The sequence below is a fragment of the Brachybacterium sp. GCM10030252 genome (assembly GCF_042666535.1).
In the GTDB taxonomy this organism is placed as follows: Bacteria; Actinomycetota; Actinomycetes; order Actinomycetales; family Dermabacteraceae; genus Brachybacterium.
In genome coordinates this window covers 24,542-41,563 of sequence record NZ_JBHTDM010000003.1, presented here as the reverse complement: position 1 = coordinate 41,563, position 17,022 = coordinate 24,542, and the positions used below count along the sequence as shown (strand labels likewise).

The window sequence follows — 17,022 nt, the reverse complement described above, 5'->3', positions numbered from 1 at the left end:
GGGAGTACGACAGCAATCGTGTACTCGTCCCGTCGACCCTAGCGTCACCCTCGCCCGGCGTACATGGCCGCCCACCTCAGAGCGGGGCGATGTTGAGGGCGGAGAAGAACGTGTTGTCGGGGTCGTAGGCGCGCTTGACCTCGCGCAGTCGCGTCAGCGTCTCGCCCGGATACGCAGCCGCCACATCCTCCTCGGTGGTGGGGTCGGAGAGGAAGTTGGGGTAGCGCCCCGTCAGGCCCAGTGCCTGCTCGGTGGCGTCGGCCCACTGCCTCGCGGGCTCCAGCTGCCCGGGATCCGCGGTGGCGGCGACGACGGCCACGGTGGCCTCGCGCTGCCGGTGGGCGAAGGCGGTCGCGTCCTCGGCCACCTCCGCCACGGCGCCGCCGAGGAAGCGAATCTGTACGGCGGCCATATCTGTAGCGCGCCGGCCGAGGGCCTCGAGCGCGGCGGCCGCCCAGGACGCGTCGGCGCCGTCGACGAACCCGGAGCGCACCACCGGATGCAGCTTCGCCGGCGCCGGAGGAGGGCCCTTGATCAGTTCGGGGTAGGGCGTGGGGCCGACCGTATCCAGCGCGGGCTCGCCCAGCTGCCTCAGCGGATCCAGCACGGACGGCGCATCCTCGGGGGCCCCGGAGTAACACAGGGCCATCACCAGCACGGGGGTGCCGTGGAGCCGTTCGGGCAGCCACGGCACGGGAGGGGCGGCCATGAGATTCAGCATCGCCCCGAGTTCCCGGGGCCCGGTGCGCACGGCCCGGATCGCGCCGGCGAGCACCTCGGCGGTGGCGGGCACGGCGAGCATCCCGCCGGCGACGGTGCCTGCCGGGTGCAGGTCGAAACTCAGCTGCGTGACCACTCCGAAGTTCCCGCCCCCGCCGCGCAGTGCCCAGAACAGCTCGGGGTGCTCGTCGGGGCCCGCCATGATCACGCTGCCGTCGGCCAGCACCACCTCGGCCGAGCGCAGGTTGTCGATGCTCAGCCCGTCGCGCCGGGTCAGGAAACCCACACCGCCGCCCAGGGTGATGCCGGCGATGCCGACCGTGGGGGCGTCGCCGAAGCCGGTGGTCAGGCCGTGCTCGTGTGCGGCGGCGAGATAGTCGGCGGCCAGCACCCCGCCGCCGACGGTCGCGATACGGGAGTCGGGGTCCATGGACAGCTGATCGAGTCCCCGCATGTCGAGGGTGAGGGCCCCGTCGACGATGCCACGGCGGGAGTGGCCGCCGCTGCGCACGGCCAGGGGCGCCCCGGCCTCGCGGGCGCCGCGCACGATCGTGGCGACCTCCCGCGTGCTGGTGGGTCGAGCGGCGGCGAGCGGGGAACGTCCGGGGGTGGCGAAGGGGATGTCGGTGGCGAGGTCATAGCCGGGCGAACCCGGCCGGAGGAAGCTGCGGCCGAGTGAGCGGGCCAGAGCGGGCACGGCGGTCATGGTGGCTCCTGCGGGGTTCGGCAGACGAGTGCAGAGTTCACTTCGCTCCCTGAACGTTAGGGCCCGAAGTGATATGCGTCAAGGGCTCGGGTGACGGCGAGTGGCCTCTAAGCTGTCCGGCATGATCGACTGGACGAGGAAACCGGTGGCGGCGCTGATCCGGCACATGGATCAGCACACCAGCCAGGCGGCGGAGACCCTCTTCGCCCGCCACGGCGGCAGTCGGCCGATCTACTTCATCCTCCTCGCGCTCCACGAGAAGGACCGCACCACTCAGCGCGAGCTGGCCGCGGTGGTCGACCTGCGCGAAGCCACCCTGAGCGAGCACCTGCGCGTGATGGCCGAGCGGGACCTGATCACCCGATACCGCCCACCCGAGAACCAGCGCACACAGCAGATCGCGCTGACCGAGCGCGGCACGGAGCTGTTCACCACGCTGCGCACGGCGATCGAGGATTTCGATGCCCACGTGCGCGCGGCCGCCGGGACAGAGGCCGACCTCGCGCTGCTCTACGAGATGGGGCCCCGCATCGCCGCTGCGGCGGACGAGTACATCGGCCGCACGACCGGCAACTGACGCCCCGGCTGCTCAGGGGGCCGCCGGGCCCCCACGAGATTGCAGGGAGACGCAGGTGAACACGGCCCCCTGCGCATCCCGGGCACGGTAGAGGTAGTCGTCCTCGGTGACCACGCGGCCCGAGCCCCCGGCCTCGATGAGCTGGACATCATCTCCGTCGACGATCTCGAGAGCGCCCTCGATGACGTGGATCATCGTGCCCGGCGAGGGCACGCCGGAGCCGCCCTGGTAGACGTCATCGCCGGTCAGCTTCCACTTCCACGTCTCCACCGACAGCCCTTCGGTGTCGATCGCGTCCAGCAGCACCGACCAGCTGCCCCCGTCGGTCGACCACACCTCGACCCCGTCCGGCGGGGCGTCGGAGCCCACCCCCATCAGCGCCGCGAAGGTGGTGCCGAGGCCGGCGGCGATGCGGTCGAGGATGAAGACGCTGGGGTTGGCCTGGCCGAGCTCGATCTGGGTGAGCATGCGGCGACTGACGTCACTGAGGTCCGCGAGCGCGCCGACGCTGAGGTCCTGGTCCTGGCGCGCGGCGCGGATGCGCTCGCCGAGCTGGGCGACGACCGCGGGACGCATACCACCGGGCATGTCGGACCTCCTCTCGGTGATGCACGCACGCTCGAAAGACTGAGACGTGACCAGAAGCGTATCGGGAGGCTCACCCGGAACGGACGTGACGGGAACTATATTGCGCATCGGCGCGGGTGGGCATTATGTTGCCCAGGGCCCCGCTGTGGCCCCGCCTGCGCTCACCCGCCACCGCAAAGTTCCATCCCGTCGAAGGAGGTCGTCCCCGTGACCAACCACGCCCCCGCGTCCACCACGCAACCCGCGCCGGCCTCCCGCCCGGATGGCCGTCTGCTGCGCTGGTTCATGTCCTACGGCTCCTTCGCGGTGCCGCAGGCCGCCGCCCCGATCGCCTTCGCACTGATCGCGCTGCCCCTGACCGGGGATCCCGGCAGCGGCGCGGCGATGATGCTCGCGATGACGATCGCGCAGGTACTCGGCGCCGTCCCGATCACGCGCCTCGGGCGCCGCTTCTCCCCGCTGCCCTTCCTGCGAGTGCTGATCGGGTTGCGGACCGTGGCGCTCGCGGCGATCGCCGTGTGCGCCGGGCTGGGCGCACCCTTCGCCTTCGTCGTGGCCGGGGCCGCACTGGCGGGCCTGGTCAACGGCGCCGCCTACGGACATCTGCGCGCGGTGCTGAACCACCTGGTGCCCTCGGGCCGGCTGCCGCGGGCACTCGGCGTCGCCGCCACCCTGAACGAGGTCACGTTCGCGGCCGCGCCGCTGGTGGCCGCCGCCCTGGGGAGCGTCTCCCCGCAGGCCGCCGCGTGGGCGATGGTGATCCTCGGGATGGGGCCGATGCTGCTGCTGCCGCGGATCCCCACCGCGACCGCTCCGGGGCCGGAACAGCGCCGCGATCGCCTCACCCTGAGGCCGATGATCATGCTGTGGCTGGTGTGCGGAGGCGCGAGCGCGGCCTCCATCTCCGCGATCGAGATCGGGGCCGTGTCGATGGCGGTCTCGTTCGGCATGCCTGCAGCGTGGGGCGTCATCTTCCCCCTCGCTCTCTGCGTCACCTCCGTCGCCGGTGGGGTCTGGGTCAGCATCCACAACCGGGTGCCGCGCCGTCGCACGGTGCTCGCTTGGCTGGCCACCACCGCCCTCGGCGTCGCCTGCGTGGGGCTCGGCCACTCGGTGACAGCCACTCTCGTGGGCGCGCTGCTGGTCGGGGCGGTCCTCGCCCCGCTGGCGACGTACTACTCGCTGATCCTGGACCGGCTGGTCCCGGCCGAGCACCGCGCCGAGGTCTTCGCGCAGCTGCGCACGGCCAATGCGCTCGGGATCATCACGTCCAGCGGCCTGATCTCGCTGGTCTCGCTGCAGGCGACGTTCACCGTCGTCATCACGGTGATGACGGGCGTGATGCTGATGGCCGGCGGCGTATTCACCGCAGCCTGGCTGCACGGGCGTCGTGCCCGCGCAGCGCGGGAGAGCGAGGACCGGCGGCTCGCGCGGGTCGAGGCGCCGACGGGCCAGGACGACGCGCCCGCCGAGGGGCACGCCGTGCCGGCCACGGTCGGCTCCGCTCCGGCGGCGGCCAGCTCGGTCCCGGCCGCGAGCGGCACGCGGCCGGGAGGCACCTCGCCCTCCGAGGGTGCACGGATCCCGGAGTTTCACGAGTAAACGATTGCCCAGCGGGGAGCGACTCCGTACGGTGGGAACGGAAACGTGCGAGCGGGACCGCGGCAGAGCTGGCCGGCGCCCGCCGCGACCCCGCCCGTGGATGCGCGGGGGCATCCGGACCTGGAGGAGGTCCCGCTGTGATCACTCGTTCCACCTTCTTGCGCGGCGCAGTCGCTGCGGCCGGCGCCAGTGCGCTGACCCCCGTAGCCGCCGGCGCCCATCCCGGCGGCGGCGCGAGTTCGCCATCCAAGCCCCTGGGTGACGGCCCGGCCGGCACCTCGCCCGCCGAGTCCCCGGGCTTCGGCCCCGTCCCCGACACCTGTCCCCGGATCGAGCGGATGGCCCCGGTGACCGGCCCGGGCGTCACCACCCGGTTTCGGATGGAGGCCACCGATCTCGGTGCCCCGGCGGTCACGCCCGACGGCCGCTCGCTGTTCATCTTCGGCGACACCTTCGAGGACGCCGTGGTCGGTGGCGGGTTCTGGCGCTCTCCCGTCGGCCTGTACGCCGACCCCGACGTCCCGCTGGACGGGGGCATCCGCTGGACCAGCGCGGTCGGCGGCGAGACCGCCGAGCAACTGGTCCCCTACGAGCACGACGACGATCCGGTCTCCACGATCCTGCCCGGGGACATCATCACCATCGGCGACACCATGTACCTGTGGATGATGGTCAACCACGGCTTCCCGACCGTCGGCAGCACCGAGATCTGGACCTCCACCGATTCCGGGGAGACGTGGGATCGCACCGCGGAGATGTTCCCCGGCGACCACCTGGGCGGGTTCATGCAGCAGTGCACCTGGTTCCGCGCCCCCGCCGAGCACTACGTCTACCTGCTGACGACGGGATTCCAGCGCGACAAGGGCGTGCTGCTCCACCGCGTCCCGGTCGATTCCGTGCTGGATCCCGGCGCCTACGAGACCTACGGGCCGGGCGAGGAGAGCTGGGGCTGGGGCGAGGAGCCGGCGCCGGTCATCGACGGCGCCATCGGCGAGATGTGCCTGCGGATCGTCGACGGCGAGTGGGTGCTGACCTACTTCGACGCCGGCAACTACCGCGTCGACATCCTCGCCGCCGACTCGCCACTGGAGGTCCGTGACGCCACCGCCTCGACGCTGCTGCACGGCGGTGACTGGGGCGCCGAGGAGCACAACGTCGTCGCCCAGCTGTACGGGCCCTACATCGTGCCCGGCTCCACGCTCGAGGTGATGCATCTGCTGTGCTCCCAGTGGCGCACCGGGCCCGACTGGCCGTACCACGTCGAGCAGTTCCGCATCGAGGATCCGCTGGGACGGCACTGCGGGGACTGACCCTGCCGGCCTACCGGACGCCGGCCCGTGCGGCTCGCTCGGGCCGGCTGTCGGCGTCCCGCTCAGCCCAGCTGCAGTCCGTGGCCGATCGGGTAGGCCTCCCCGCTGCCGTCGGCCGCGGGGATCGCGACCGGGAGGGTGCCGCGCGGCTCGACCGCGCCCGCGACCACACCGGCGACCGCGCGGAGGTTGCAGGCGGAGTTGCCGTAGGCGGCCAGTGACGCGGCGACCTCGCCGACGTGGACCACGTCGTAGGGGTTGCGCAGCGACGCGTGGATCACGGGCACCTCGGTTCCGGCCAGGGCACCGACGAGGGCGACCTGAGCGGCCGGGGTCTCGAATGCCGACGACGAGGTGAACACCAGCACCGCGTCATGGTCCGCAGCGGCGGTGGCGGCTTCCTCGGCGGTGGTCTCGTCGAGCGGGTCCAGCACCAGAGCCGTCGCCTCGAGGCCGTGCTCGTCCAGCGCCTGGACGGTCACCTCCAGCTTCTCCTGCGTGCCGACGCCGGTGACCAGCACGCTCGTGCCTCCCGCGAGGGGCAGGGTCTCGTCATCGGTGATGACGGTGACGGCGTCGTCGGCGATCTTCTGCGCGGTGCGCGCCGAGCGCTCCGTACCCACGGCGGCGACGGCATCGGCGACGTCGACGTGAGCGTCCTCGAACAGGCCCCGGCGCAGCTTCTGGGCGAGGATGCGCCGCACGGACTGATCCAGCCGCTCCTCGGTGATCTCGCCGCTGGCCACCGCCTCCTGGACGCCGCCGATGGCGACGGCCAGATCCGGTGGCATGAGCATCTGGTCGGCGCCGGCGAGGATGGCCTCGACCGGCACCCGGTCGTCCCCGAACATGGTGCGCACACCCTCCATGGCCAGCGAGTCGGTGACGATGACCCCGTCGTAGCCGAGCTCCTCGCGCAGCAGACCGGTGAGGATCGGCTGGGACAGGGTCGCGGGCCGGCCGGAGTCATCCAGCGCCGGGACCACGATGTGTGCGGTCATGATGGCGTCCACGCCCTGCTCGATCGCGGCGATGAAGGGTGGCAGATCGATCTCGTCGATCTCCTCGCGGGTGTGGTCGATGACCGGCAGGCCGACGTGGGAATCGGTGGCGGTGTCCCCGTGGCCGGGGAAGTGCTTCGCGGCCGCGGAGCAGTTCGCCTTCTGCAGTCCCTTGATGTGGCGGGCGGCGAGGTCCGCGACGGCCTCCGGGTCCGCGCCGAGGGAGCGCACCCCGATCACCGGGTTCTGCGCCGCGACGTTGACGTCGGCCACCGGGGCGAAGGCCTGGCCGATGCCGGCCGCGCGCAGCTCGGAGCCGATGATGTCGCCGGCCTTGCGGGCGTGGGAGCCGGAGCCCGTGGCGCCCAGGGCCATCGCCCCGGGCAGCGGGGTGGCCGGGGCCGGCAGCCGGTAGACGACGCCGCGCTCCTCGTCGGTGCTGATCACCAGGGGGATGCCGCCGGCCGCGAGCGCCGCGTCCTGGGCCTCGTTCGAGAGGGTCGCGATCTGCTCGATGCTCTCGAGATTCTCGCTCCAGACGAAGTAGATCAGCCCGCCGACGTGGTGGGTGGAGATGATCTCGGCGATGGTGTCCACCCCGGTGCTGGAGGTGTTCGAGGGGTGGGGCTCGTCGGCCGCAGAGCCGTAGCCGACGGCGACGAAGAGCTGGCCGATCTTCTGCTCGAGGCTCATGCCGGCCAGCAGCTCGTCGAGACGGGCGTCGTGCTTGTCGCCGCCGCGGGCGGGGGCGCTCCGGGTCCCGGCGGCGTGCGCGGTCGCGGGCAGTGCGGTGGCCGTGCCGGCGAGGGCCAGGGCACCGAAGCTGCGCCGGTCCAGCAGGTGGCCGGGCCGTCGGCGGCTGCTGGAGGCGGCGTGGTTGCTGGAGGCGGCGTGGTTGCCGGAAGTGGCGTCGTCGGGGCCGGAGGGGGTGGGGATGCTGGGGGTCATCGGGGGCTCCTGCTCAGTAGAGGCGGTAGCGGCGAGCGGTGGCGACGAACTCGTCGAGCTCGTCCTGCCAGGCGGCGACGATCTCGTCGGCCGGGTCGCCGGCCTCGAGCATCGAGCGGGTGCGCTTGGTGCCGGAGAGGCTGTCGATCCAGCAGACGTCGGACTCGGTGCGGCAGTCCTCGCCCTCGCGCCAGTCGACCTCCGGGACCTGCCTGAAAAGGGCGGCGAGCACGTGGATGCCGGTGCGCACCGGTTCGTACTCCTCCGGATCCGTCACGTGCAGCTGCAGCCCGCCGCAGAACTCCCCGGCGTGCTTGCTGGTGGTGGGAGTGGCGAACATGGGCCGGGCCAGCACACCGGGTAGGTCGGCGAGGTCGGTGATGATCGCGTCGATCTGGGACTCGGTGATGAACGGGGCGCCGAACCACAGGAACGGGGTGGTGGTGCCGCGACCCTCGGAGACGTTCAGCGACTCGATGAGGCCGGTGCCCGCGTAGACGATCGCGGTCTCGGCGGTGGGGATGTTCGGCGAGGGCAGCACCCACGGCAGGCCCGCGTCGGCCGGCTCCTCGGGATCGTAGCCACTCATCTCGATGACCTCGAGATCCACTGCATCGCCGAGGAACTCGCCGTTGAACAGGCGGGCGAGCTCGCCGACGGTCAGGCCGTGGCGCTGCGGGATCTCCTTCAGGCCCACGAAGGAGGACAGCGCCGGTTCGAGGATGAAGCCCTCGGCCTCGGCGCCCAGGGGGTTCGGGCGGTCCAGGACGAGGAACCGCTTCTCATTCTCGGCGGCGGCCTCCATCGCGTAGTAGAGGGTCCAGATGTACGTGTAGAAGCGGGCGCCGATGTCCTGGATGTCGAAGATCAGGGTGTCGACGTCGGCGATCATCTCGGGCGTGGGCTTCTGCGTCTCTCCGTACAGGGAGCGCACCGGCAGGCCCGTCTTCTCATCGATGTAGTCGCCGACCTCGCCGCCGGCCGGCTCTGCACCCCGCACACCGTGCTCGGGGCCGAACAGCGCGACCAGGCTGAAGCCGCCCTCATCCTCGGCACCGATGAGCAGGTCGATGGTGGAGGTCAGCTCCCGGTCGGTGCCGGTGGGGTTCGTGATCAGGCCGACGGTCGCGCCGTCCAGCGTGGACAGCTGGTCGGCCTCGAGGAGATTCTCGACGCCGAGGGCGAAGCGCCCCTTGCCGTGACCTTTTCCGTGGCCGCCGCCGTTGCCCTTGCCGTGTCCGTTGCCCTTGCCGTTGGTGCCGCCGCCGTTGTCCGCCGGGAGGGCGCTCGCGGCGCCGGCGGTGGCCAGCACGGCACCGGCCGGGAGGGAGGCGAGGACGCGCCGGCGCCCTGGGCGCTCTGCTCCTGCCTCGGAGTCTCGGTGGTCGCCCGTGGAGGGCGTACGCGGGGGCTGGGCAGGCTGGAGCGCCGGGTTGTTCACGATGAGAATTCCTCCGTCGTCGGGTCCGCCGCGCGAACGCTCGTGCTGGTCAGCTCTGCGTACCGTCCGGCGCGGACACTGCGCCGACGCCGTGCGGCTCCATCGCGCGCGACTGACGACGCTAGCAACGATGGCGTGCCGTGACAACCGTCACACAGAGTGGGCGCGGTGGAGCCATGCGCCGGCCCGGCTACCGTGGAGCTCGTCGCATGACGCCGTCCCACCGGCCGAATCGCGCCGCCCCACCGGCCGAGCAGAGGAGCGCAGATGCCCGCACAGCCCCCGTCCTCCGCCGGCGCGGACGGCGTCCTGGTGATCGGATCCGCGTCGGTCGACGTGACCGCGTTCGCCAGCCGGATGCCGCGACCGGGCGAGACGCTGCTGGGCGAGTCCTTCTCCGTCGTGCTGGGAGGCAAAGGGGCGAACCAGGCCGTTGCCGCGGGGCGCGCCGGGGCACCCGTCCGCTTCGTCGGCTGCGTGGGCGATGACGTGTTCGCCCCGCTGGTGCAGGAGGGCCTGCGCGAGGCCGGCGTGGACATCTCGCACCTGCATGAGGTCCCCGGCCAGACGGGCGTGGCGCACATCCGTGTGGACGGCGCCGGGGAGAACGACATCGTGGTGGTGCCCGGCGCGAACGGCCGCCTCGGCGCCACGCTTGTGGACGCGGCCCTGGAGGAGTTCGCCGCGAGCAGCAGCGTGCTGCTGACCCAGCTGGAGACTCCACTCGAGCTGACAGCGCACATCATCCGCAGCGCCCGCGAGCACGGCCTCACGGTGATCCTGGATCCCGCCCCCGCCCCGCCGGGCGGCCTCGACGAGTCGATCTGGCCCCTGGTGGACGTCGTGACACCGAACGAGACGGAGGCGTCCTTGCTGACCGGCATCGAGGTCGACTCCCGCGAGACCGCCCAGCGTGCGGGCCACTGGTTCCTCGAGCGCGGGACGGGCCACGCGGTGATCACGATGGCGGGCGCGGGCAGCGTCCTCGTCGATCGAGACGGCACCACCGACCTCGAAGCGCGCCCGGTCGACGTCCTCGACACCACGGCGGCGGGCGACGCCTTCGCCGGCTACCTCGCGACCTCGCTCGCTGCAGGCCAAGACCTGGCCACGGCCGCGGACCGGGCGGGGGCGGCCGGGGCGCTGGCGGTCACCCGACGCGGGGCCTCCCCCAGCATCCCCGCTGACAGCGAGGTCACGGACCTGCTGGCGCGACGCTGAGAGAGGTGGCGGACCTGCCCGGGCCGGTTCAGCTGCCGTCGGGATCCGTGCGGAAGGCAGACACTTCGCCGTCGGCGGCCGGGAAATCGTCCCCGTCGCCGGACGCGAGGTCGTCGCGGATCGCCTGCAGGCGTTCGCGTGCCCCGATCGCGCGATCCCGGTCCTCGACCGAGAGGCGGGCGATGAGGACGTCGATGAGCGTCCACAGCACGAACGTCTCCGAGGTGGGGGTATCGCTCGTGCCCGGCAACCGCACCCAGTCGATGCCCGGTGCGGCGCCGTCGGGCTCGTCGAGCTGGCTGATCATCACCGAGCGGTGCGCGCCCCGGGCGGCCGCTCGGGCGAAGCGGCGCAGGTCGGGGCCGACGTTGATGGGCGCCAGAGTGAGGACGCAGTCGCCAGGCCGCAGGGCGAAGACCGCATCGGCGAGGCTGTGCCCGCCTCCGGTCAGCGCTACGGCCTCGACCCCGTTGCGGCGGCACTCCAAGGCTGCGTAGGTCGCCACGGAATAGGCGGTGCCGAGCCCGAAGAAGACCAGCCGCGAGGCGGACAGGCACCCCTGGAGCAGGGCGGCATAGCCGGGAGCGGTGAAGGTCTCGGAGAATCCCTGCTCAACCTCCGAGTGGCTGCGGAGGATGGAGGCCTCGACGTCCTCGCCCAGCGCGTCGAACCGCCCTTTGATCACTTCGGGCAGCGCCGCAGCGGTCCGATGTGAGGCCAGGCAGGCGGCCTTGAGCTCGGGCAGACCGGCGTATCCCAATCGTCGGGCGGTTCTGACGACCGTCGCCTCGCTGACCTGCGCGCGCTGGGCGATGACCTGGACCGAGCTGGTCGCGAATCCCAGCGGGTCGTGCCGGGCGAGCAGTGCGACCTTCTGCTGAGCTGCGCTCAGGGGGCGCTCCGTGCCCGGGCGGACCCCCTCGGCCGTGCCCGACGTTCCGGCGTCATCCCTCGCCTCATCCATTGTCCTGCCTCTCTCCTGCGCTCTCCGGCTCGCCCCATCGTCGTCCACCATGTGGTGAAACATTTCCTTCATAGTGACAGCCAAGTGAAACTATGGTTACCTGCACCACATTGATCTCCGAGGAAGAGGGTCCGTTGAGAGAAGCACAGCACGTCATCGTCGGCGCCGGGGCCCACGGGCTCGCGCTCGCCTCGCGTCTTGCTCGCCGCGGCGAGTCGGTCCTCGTCCTCGAGGCCGCCACGATCGCGGCGGGCGCCTCGGGTGGCCTGGGCAAGCGCGGGGTGCGCGCCAATCGCCGGGACATCCGCGAGCTCGAGCTCGCGCGGCTCGCCCAGGAGATCTGGCCGGGCCTCGCCGAGGATCTCGGCGGGGACACCGGGTACGTCCGCAGCGGCGGCCTGTACCTGCGCGAGGCCGAGTCCTCCGGGTTCGCCTCGAGCCTGGGCGCCTCGACCGTGCGCGCCGCCCACCAGAACTCCGCGGGGATCGCCACCGAGCTCTGGGACCAGCAGACCACTCGCTCGCAGCTCCCGACCGTCACCGAGGACGTGCTCGGGGCGAGCTACTGCCCGCACGACGGTGTTGCGAGCCACGAGGCAACCACCCACCTCTATGCCCAGGACGCGATCCGCCACGGCGCCGAGATCCTCGAGGCCTCCCCCGTGCACTCGGTCCGACGGGATGAGGCCGGCCGAGCCGTCGGCCTCCTCCTGGAGGACGGGACAACTGTCACCGCCGGCAGCTCGGTCACGCTGGCCGCGAACGCCGGGACGAACGGCCTCCTCTCCCGCTCTCAGCTCGACGAGCTCCCTCTCTGGCCGGTCTATCCCCAGGCCGTGCTGGCCAAGGCCGCCCACCCCACGCAGATCCGCTACCTGGTGGCACACGACGGGCGGCCGCTCTCGGTGAAGATCCTCGAGGATGACGTGGTCATGCTCAGCGGTGGATGGCGCGGAGTCCGCTCCGAGGAGACGGGTCGCGGCACCGTGGTCCCGGCCAACGTCGAGGGCAACCTCGCGCAGCTGGCCCGCACCTTCCCGGGACTCGGCGAGCTCTCTCTGCTCGAGGCCGACGCCTCCCGTGCCGAGACGGCCTCGCTGGACGGCATCCCCGTCATCGACACCGCCCCGGAGGCCCCGAATCTGTTCATCGCTGCCGGGTGGAGCGGGCACGGATGGGCGCTGGTGCCCGCCGTCGCAGCCCTGCTCGACCAGTGGCTGGACAGCGGGCAGAAGCCGGCCGAGCTCTCCCCGTTCAGCTGGACACGGTTCTCCCGGAAGGAACCCACCCATGTTTGATGTCGTCCCTCTGAGCTCGGAGCAGCTCGAATCGCTGATGCTCTCGATCGGCTTCCTCGGGGTCCTGCTCCTGGTCGGCGTCCTCCTGCGGCTGCTGATCCCGGCGCTGCGACGGTTCTTCATCCCCGCTGCGCTGATCGGTGGGCTGATCGGCATCGCCGCGGGCCCGTTCGCGCTCGGCCTCGTCTCCGAGGCAATGAACGAGACCTGGTCGGCCATGGGCGGCATCCTGATCGCCTTCGTGTTCGCGCCGATGCTGATGGGCTCCAAGCTGCCCAGCATCAAGGAGGCAGCGGGCGTCGCCGCACCCCACGTGCTCTACAGCTACCTCAGCACGCTGGCGCTGGTGGGCGCCTCCGCCCTGATGTGCGTCCTGCTGCTCACGCCCGTGTTCGGCACCCATCCGCTGGCGGCATCGCTGCTGGAGATCAGCTGGCCCGGCGGTCATGGCACGGCCGCGGGCATGGCTCCCGTCTTCGAGCAGTTCGGATGGCAGGACGGCAGCTCGCTGGCGCTGGGCCTTGCCACGTTCGGTCTCATCTTCGGGATCTTCGGAGGCATGGTGCTGCTGAACATCGCCTCCCGCCGGGGGCAGCTGCGCACCTCGGCGCCGGGCGGTGACCAGGCGGGCCGGGAGGACCTCCTGGTCGACGGCGACGGCGAGGTGCAGTCGGTCAGCCGTCTGCACAAGGCCTCCCTGGACAATCTGGCCTTCCACTTCAGCCTGATCATGGTCGCGATCCTGATCGGGTGGGCGCTCAAGGCGCTCATCGACCTGGTGTTCACCGGGGTGCCGCTGTTCCCCCTGGCGATGATCGGCGGGCTGCTGGTGCAGCTGGTCATCCAGCGCACGGCGCTGTCGCGGATCGTCGACCGGCGCACGTTCAACCAGATCGCCGGGATCGCGTTGGACTTCCTGGTCGTGGCGGCCGTGGCCTCCATCCAGCTGCCCGTCCTGCTCGAGAACCTCGCCGCGATCGTGGTGCTGACGGTGGTGGCGATCGTGATCAGCGTCGTCATGTTCTACGTCGTCGGGCCCCGCCTCTTCCGCACCGACTGGGTCGAGAACAGCATCGTCAATTTCGGCGCCATGACCGGCGTCTCCTCCGTCGGCCTCATGCTGCTGCGGGCAGCTGATCCCGGGCTGCGCACCAAGGCCGGTGAAGGGTTCGCCCTGCGCGCACCCTTCTCGAGCCCATTCGTGGGCGGCGGCCTGGTCACGGCGCTGGTCCCCGTGGTGATCGTGCAGTTCGGGAACCTGGCCGTGGGGCTGGGATGCGTGGCGCTGTGCGCCGCGCTGCTGTTGGTCGCGAAGCTGACCGGGCTGTGGCGCGCTCCCGCGGGCGCAGTGCGGACCGCCGGTTCGCAGGCAACGGCGGTCTGATGCGCATCGTCGTCATCGGTGCGGGGGTGATCGGCCTGTCGATCGCCGACGCCCTCGCGCGCCGCGGCGTACGGGACTTGGTGGTGCTCGAGGCCGGGGATCACCCGTTCGAGGCGGCCAGCGGACGAGGGCTGGGCTGGGTCAATGCCAGCAACAAGACGCCGCGGGAGTACTTCGCGCTGAACGCCGCAGGTCTGCGCGCGCACCGTGACCGCTCCGCCCGGTCCCCGAGCCCGTGGTTCACCGAGAGCGGCACCCTGACGACGGGGCACTACCGGCAGGGATTCGCCGAGAGAACGCGGCACCTCGAGCAGTGGGGATACCCGTTGCACCGGACCCGGCTGCACGAGGTGTTCCGTGACCGGGGCCTGGCCCTTCCGCACGTCGCCGATGAGGAAGCCGTCCTCTACCCCGAGGAAGGATGGCTCGACCCCGCGCTCTATGTGCGCCATTGCCTCTCCGGGCTCGGGGCCGGCACGGTCCGGACGAGCTCGCCCGTGCGCTCCATCGCGCACGAGGCCGACGGATACACCGTGGTCACCGACCGCGAGCGCCTGCACGCCGACGCGGTCGTCAATGCCGCCGGACTCGGCGCGCCGGCGGTGGCCGCGATGCTGGGCAGGACGCTCCCGCTCACCTCACGGCCCGGGCTGGTGGTCCGAGTACGCACCGGCGACCCGGTCACCCCGTTGGTGGTGATGCATGAACTGCTCGACATCCGACCGACCGGCGGCACGACGTACCTCCTCCACAGCGATGCGGTCGATGCCCACCTTGGCCAGGCCGACGGCACCGCCGCCCCACCAGCTGACGCGGTGGAGGAGCTGCTGGGGCGGGCTTCAGCCTTCCACTCCGGGTTCGACGGGGCGGACCTGGTGGCGGCCCGCGTCGGTGTGCGCCCCCTCCCCCGCGACGGGATGCCGATCCTGGGTGGCATGGCCGAGCTGCCCGGGTACTACGAGGCCGTGATGCACAGCGGCATCACACTGGGCCCGGCGATCGGCGATCTGCTCGCAGAGTGCATTCTGGAGCGGTCGATCGCACCGGATGCGCCGGCGATGTTCCACGCCTCGAGGTACTGACCGCCCTCCTCAGGCGGCGCGGCGTCCGTCGGCGAGGTCGAGCAGGTGGTCGAGCACCCGGTCGCCGCCGGCGCGCAGGCCGTTGTGCTCGTACTCGCTGGTGACCCAGGTGCGCAGGCCGGGCAGCAGCTCGGCCGTGGCCAGGGAGTACCGGCGGGGCACGTAGGCGTCCTCGAAGTAGATCGCCGCGGCGCCCGGCACGTCGGCCGCCCGCAGGGCGGCCTCGTCGTAGAGCCGGGGCCATTCGTGCTCGGCCAGCAGGTCGGCGGCCTCCGCCCAGGGGGCGAGCTCGGGATCCTCGTCGAACAGGTCGCGGTGGATGTGCTCGCCGGCCAGCAGCGTCGCATCCTCCCGCACCTCCTGGGGCATCATGCGGTCCCCGGCCCAGCGGGTGGCGGTGCCGTCGGCCCAGCAGGATTCGTGGATCACGGCGTACAGCGGATTGCGGCCGCCGAAGGGCAGCGCCGAGGCGAGGTCGTGCGCGAAGGCGGGCGAGGCCGGATCGAGGTCGAGGAGATAGTGCAGCTTCTCCTGGCCCTGGGAGGCGCCCAGCAGGTGGCCGAGCCGGCGCAGGCGCTCGATGCCGACGCGCTGCCCGTCGGGAAGGCGCAGATGCCCGTCGGCGGCGAGATCGGCGAGGCGGCGGAAGCGGTCCCGGTCGCCGGGGAAGCGGGCCCAGTACCGCTCGCTGCGGGCGTTCATGCCCTGCCAGGTGGTGGCGTAGGCGGCGTCCATGTCCGGCCCGACAGAGGGCAGGCCGCCGGTGAACAGGGCCTTGTCGACGGAGCCGGCATGGGCGCTGAGGTAGCGCAGGGTGGTGAACCCGCCGAAGGACTGGCCCAGCAGCGACCATTTCTCGGCGCCCAGATGCTCGCGCAGCAGCTCGGCGTCGCGGGCGATCGCGTCGGCCCGGAAGTGGGTGAGGTAGGCGGCCTGCTGGGAGGCGGTGGCCTCGCGCAGGGTGGCGGCGCCCGCGATGGCACCCTCAGGCAGAGCGGTGTCGAGCCCGACGGGGGTGGAACGGCCGGTGCCGCGCTGGTCGAGCATGACCACGCGGTGCTCGCGCAGGGCGCGGGCCAGCCAGGGCGGGTTCTCGGCGCCGAGCGGGCGCGGGGCCTCGGCGCCCGGGCCGCCCTGGAGGAAGACGAGATAGGGCTTCTTCTGCCCGTCGGGCTCCGAGATGATCCGCGCGAACAGCTCCAGGCGCGGCGAGCCGGTCTCGGCGTGGTCCAGCGGGACCGGCAGGGTGATGTCGCGCAGCTCCAGACCGGGCAGGGTCCAGGTGGTGCTCATGTCGTCGGTCGTCAACAGCGGTCTCGGCATCTGCCCAGAGTATCGGCGAGCGCAGTGTCGGCGCCGGTGGTACCGCCACGGCGGCGCCGCTGCTGGTGCCGTGCTGGCAGTGCCGGTGCCGGTGCCGGTGCCGGTGTCAGGAGATCTGCCCGCCGGTCAGCAGCTCCAGCGCCGGACCGAGGGTGTTCAGCGCGATGATGGCGCCGACGATGCCGACGGTCCACGAGAAGGCGCCGGCCGCGCTCTTGACCGACCAGCTGTGGACCCGCTCGAGCACGGCGTCCCCGCGCGCCCCGAGGGCCGCGCGCACTCCGCTCAAGAGGATGCCGGGCACGATCATTACCGCGCAGTAGCCGACCAGCACCAGCGAGCCGGTGCCCAGGCCGATGCCCATGTCGGCGATGATGCCCATCGCCGCGAGGTACGGGATCATCGAGGCCGCTTCGATGACTCCGGCCAGAAGAGCCAGGCCGACCAGCGTCGCGGGCCGGCCCGAGGCACGGCGCGCGCGCTCGGTCCACTTCCGCGCCGAGGCCTCCGGATCCCCGCCGCGCTTGGCGATGGACTTGGGGTCCAGGCGGAAGGACCAGATCACCAGCGCCACGCCGAGCGCGGCGAGCAGCACGGTCACCGGTGGCGCGGCCAGCAGGTGCCCGAAGGTCTCCATCAGCGGCAGCAGCCCGGCTAGCAGTGCGATGCCGAGGAGCAGGTAGAACACGGCGATCACCACGAGGTAGAGCAGGGTGCGGCCGGCTACGCGGAGCGCCCCGCCCTCCGCGACGACCAGCAGGATCACCGGGATCACCAGGGTGCCCATCGAGGTGGAGTCCACGAGGGCGAGCAGGAGCAGGCCGAGCGGTCCGGCAGTGTCGACGAGCGATTCCATG

The 17,022-nt window shown here is 72.0% G+C and carries 14 protein-coding genes; 7 read left to right on the top strand and 7 right to left on the bottom strand.

Annotation, left to right across the window (positions count from 1 at the left end; all coding sequences use genetic code 11):
• Positions 1-76: 76 nt before the first annotated feature.
• Positions 77-1,426 carry an FAD-binding oxidoreductase gene (locus ACFQRJ_RS00210; RefSeq protein ID WP_377015780.1) on the bottom strand — a complete coding sequence of 450 codons (1,350 nt, stop codon included), beginning with the start codon at positions 1,424-1,426 and terminating at the stop codon, positions 77-79.
• A gap of 121 nt (positions 1,427-1,547) precedes the next feature.
• Between ACFQRJ_RS00210 and ACFQRJ_RS00205 the strand changes: the two genes are divergently transcribed.
• On the top strand, positions 1,548-2,003 hold the full coding sequence (locus ACFQRJ_RS00205) for a MarR family winged helix-turn-helix transcriptional regulator (protein WP_377015777.1): 456 nt from the start codon (positions 1,548-1,550) through the stop codon (positions 2,001-2,003).
• 12 nt (positions 2,004-2,015) lie between these two features.
• On the opposite strand, the gene ACFQRJ_RS00200 is transcribed toward ACFQRJ_RS00205, so the two are convergent.
• The gene (locus ACFQRJ_RS00200; protein ID WP_377015774.1) at positions 2,016-2,591 is read right to left on the bottom strand and encodes a helix-turn-helix domain-containing protein; all 576 of its coding nucleotides are present in this window, start codon (positions 2,589-2,591) and stop codon (positions 2,016-2,018) included.
• Between the two features lie 207 nt (positions 2,592-2,798).
• Here ACFQRJ_RS00200 and ACFQRJ_RS00195 point away from each other — a divergent pair, with 207 nt between their 5' ends.
• Together ACFQRJ_RS00195 and ACFQRJ_RS00190 are read left to right on the top strand one after the other, a co-directional pair.
• Complete coding sequence (locus ACFQRJ_RS00195) at positions 2,799-4,193, top strand: MFS transporter (RefSeq protein ID WP_377015771.1); 1,395 nt, start codon at positions 2,799-2,801, stop codon at positions 4,191-4,193.
• 137 nt (positions 4,194-4,330) lie between these two features.
• Positions 4,331-5,503 carry a DUF4185 domain-containing protein gene (locus ACFQRJ_RS00190; protein ID WP_377015768.1) on the top strand — a complete coding sequence of 391 codons (1,173 nt, stop codon included), beginning with the start codon at positions 4,331-4,333 and terminating at the stop codon, positions 5,501-5,503.
• Between the two features lie 62 nt (positions 5,504-5,565).
• Here the strand turns inward: ACFQRJ_RS00190 and ACFQRJ_RS00185 are convergent, their stop codons facing one another.
• The gene (locus ACFQRJ_RS00185; RefSeq protein WP_377015765.1) at positions 5,566-7,452 is read right to left on the bottom strand and encodes a glycoside hydrolase family 3 protein; all 1,887 of its coding nucleotides are present in this window, start codon (positions 7,450-7,452) and stop codon (positions 5,566-5,568) included.
• Between the two features lie 13 nt (positions 7,453-7,465).
• Positions 7,466-8,893 (bottom strand): exo-beta-N-acetylmuramidase NamZ domain-containing protein, encoded by a 1,428-nt coding sequence (locus ACFQRJ_RS00180; RefSeq protein ID WP_377015762.1) that lies wholly within the window; start codon positions 8,891-8,893, stop codon positions 7,466-7,468.
• A 267-nt stretch (positions 8,894-9,160) separates the two neighbouring features.
• On the opposite strand from ACFQRJ_RS00180, the gene rbsK reads away from it, so the two are divergent.
• Positions 9,161-10,114: a ribokinase gene (gene rbsK, locus ACFQRJ_RS00175; RefSeq protein ID WP_377015759.1), complete on the top strand. Its 954-nt coding sequence runs from the start codon at positions 9,161-9,163 to the stop codon at positions 10,112-10,114.
• A 28-nt stretch (positions 10,115-10,142) separates the two neighbouring features.
• Here the strand turns inward: rbsK and ACFQRJ_RS00170 are convergent, their stop codons facing one another.
• Positions 10,143-11,078: a MurR/RpiR family transcriptional regulator gene (locus tag ACFQRJ_RS00170; protein ID WP_377015756.1), complete on the bottom strand. Its 936-nt coding sequence runs from the start codon at positions 11,076-11,078 to the stop codon at positions 10,143-10,145.
• A 134-nt stretch (positions 11,079-11,212) separates the two neighbouring features.
• On the opposite strand from ACFQRJ_RS00170, the gene ACFQRJ_RS00165 reads away from it, so the two are divergent.
• The 3 genes from ACFQRJ_RS00165 to ACFQRJ_RS00155 are packed head-to-tail and all read left to right on the top strand — an operon-like array spanning position 11,213 to position 14,842.
• Positions 11,213-12,376 (top strand): NAD(P)/FAD-dependent oxidoreductase, encoded by a 1,164-nt coding sequence (locus tag ACFQRJ_RS00165; RefSeq protein ID WP_377015753.1) that lies wholly within the window; start codon positions 11,213-11,215, stop codon positions 12,374-12,376.
• The gene (locus ACFQRJ_RS00160) at positions 12,369-13,760 is read left to right on the top strand and encodes a sodium/glutamate symporter (RefSeq protein WP_377015750.1); all 1,392 of its coding nucleotides are present in this window, start codon (positions 12,369-12,371) and stop codon (positions 13,758-13,760) included. The genes ACFQRJ_RS00165 and ACFQRJ_RS00160 overlap by 8 nt, the downstream gene beginning before the upstream one ends.
• Positions 13,760-14,842 (top strand): NAD(P)/FAD-dependent oxidoreductase, encoded by a 1,083-nt coding sequence (locus ACFQRJ_RS00155; protein ID WP_377015747.1) that lies wholly within the window; start codon positions 13,760-13,762, stop codon positions 14,840-14,842. Before ACFQRJ_RS00160 ends, ACFQRJ_RS00155 begins: the two co-directional genes overlap by 1 nt.
• Positions 14,843-14,851: 9 nt before the next feature.
• Here the strand turns inward: ACFQRJ_RS00155 and ACFQRJ_RS00150 are convergent, their stop codons facing one another.
• Together ACFQRJ_RS00150 and ACFQRJ_RS00145 are read right to left on the bottom strand one after the other, a co-directional pair.
• On the bottom strand, positions 14,852-16,165 hold the full coding sequence (locus tag ACFQRJ_RS00150; protein ID WP_377015744.1) for an alpha/beta fold hydrolase: 1,314 nt from the start codon (positions 16,163-16,165) through the stop codon (positions 14,852-14,854).
• A gap of 106 nt (positions 16,166-16,271) precedes the next feature.
• Positions 16,272-17,021: a GAP family protein gene (locus ACFQRJ_RS00145; RefSeq protein ID WP_377015741.1), complete on the bottom strand. Its 750-nt coding sequence runs from the start codon at positions 17,019-17,021 to the stop codon at positions 16,272-16,274.
• Between the last annotated feature and the right edge of the window lies 1 nt (position 17,022).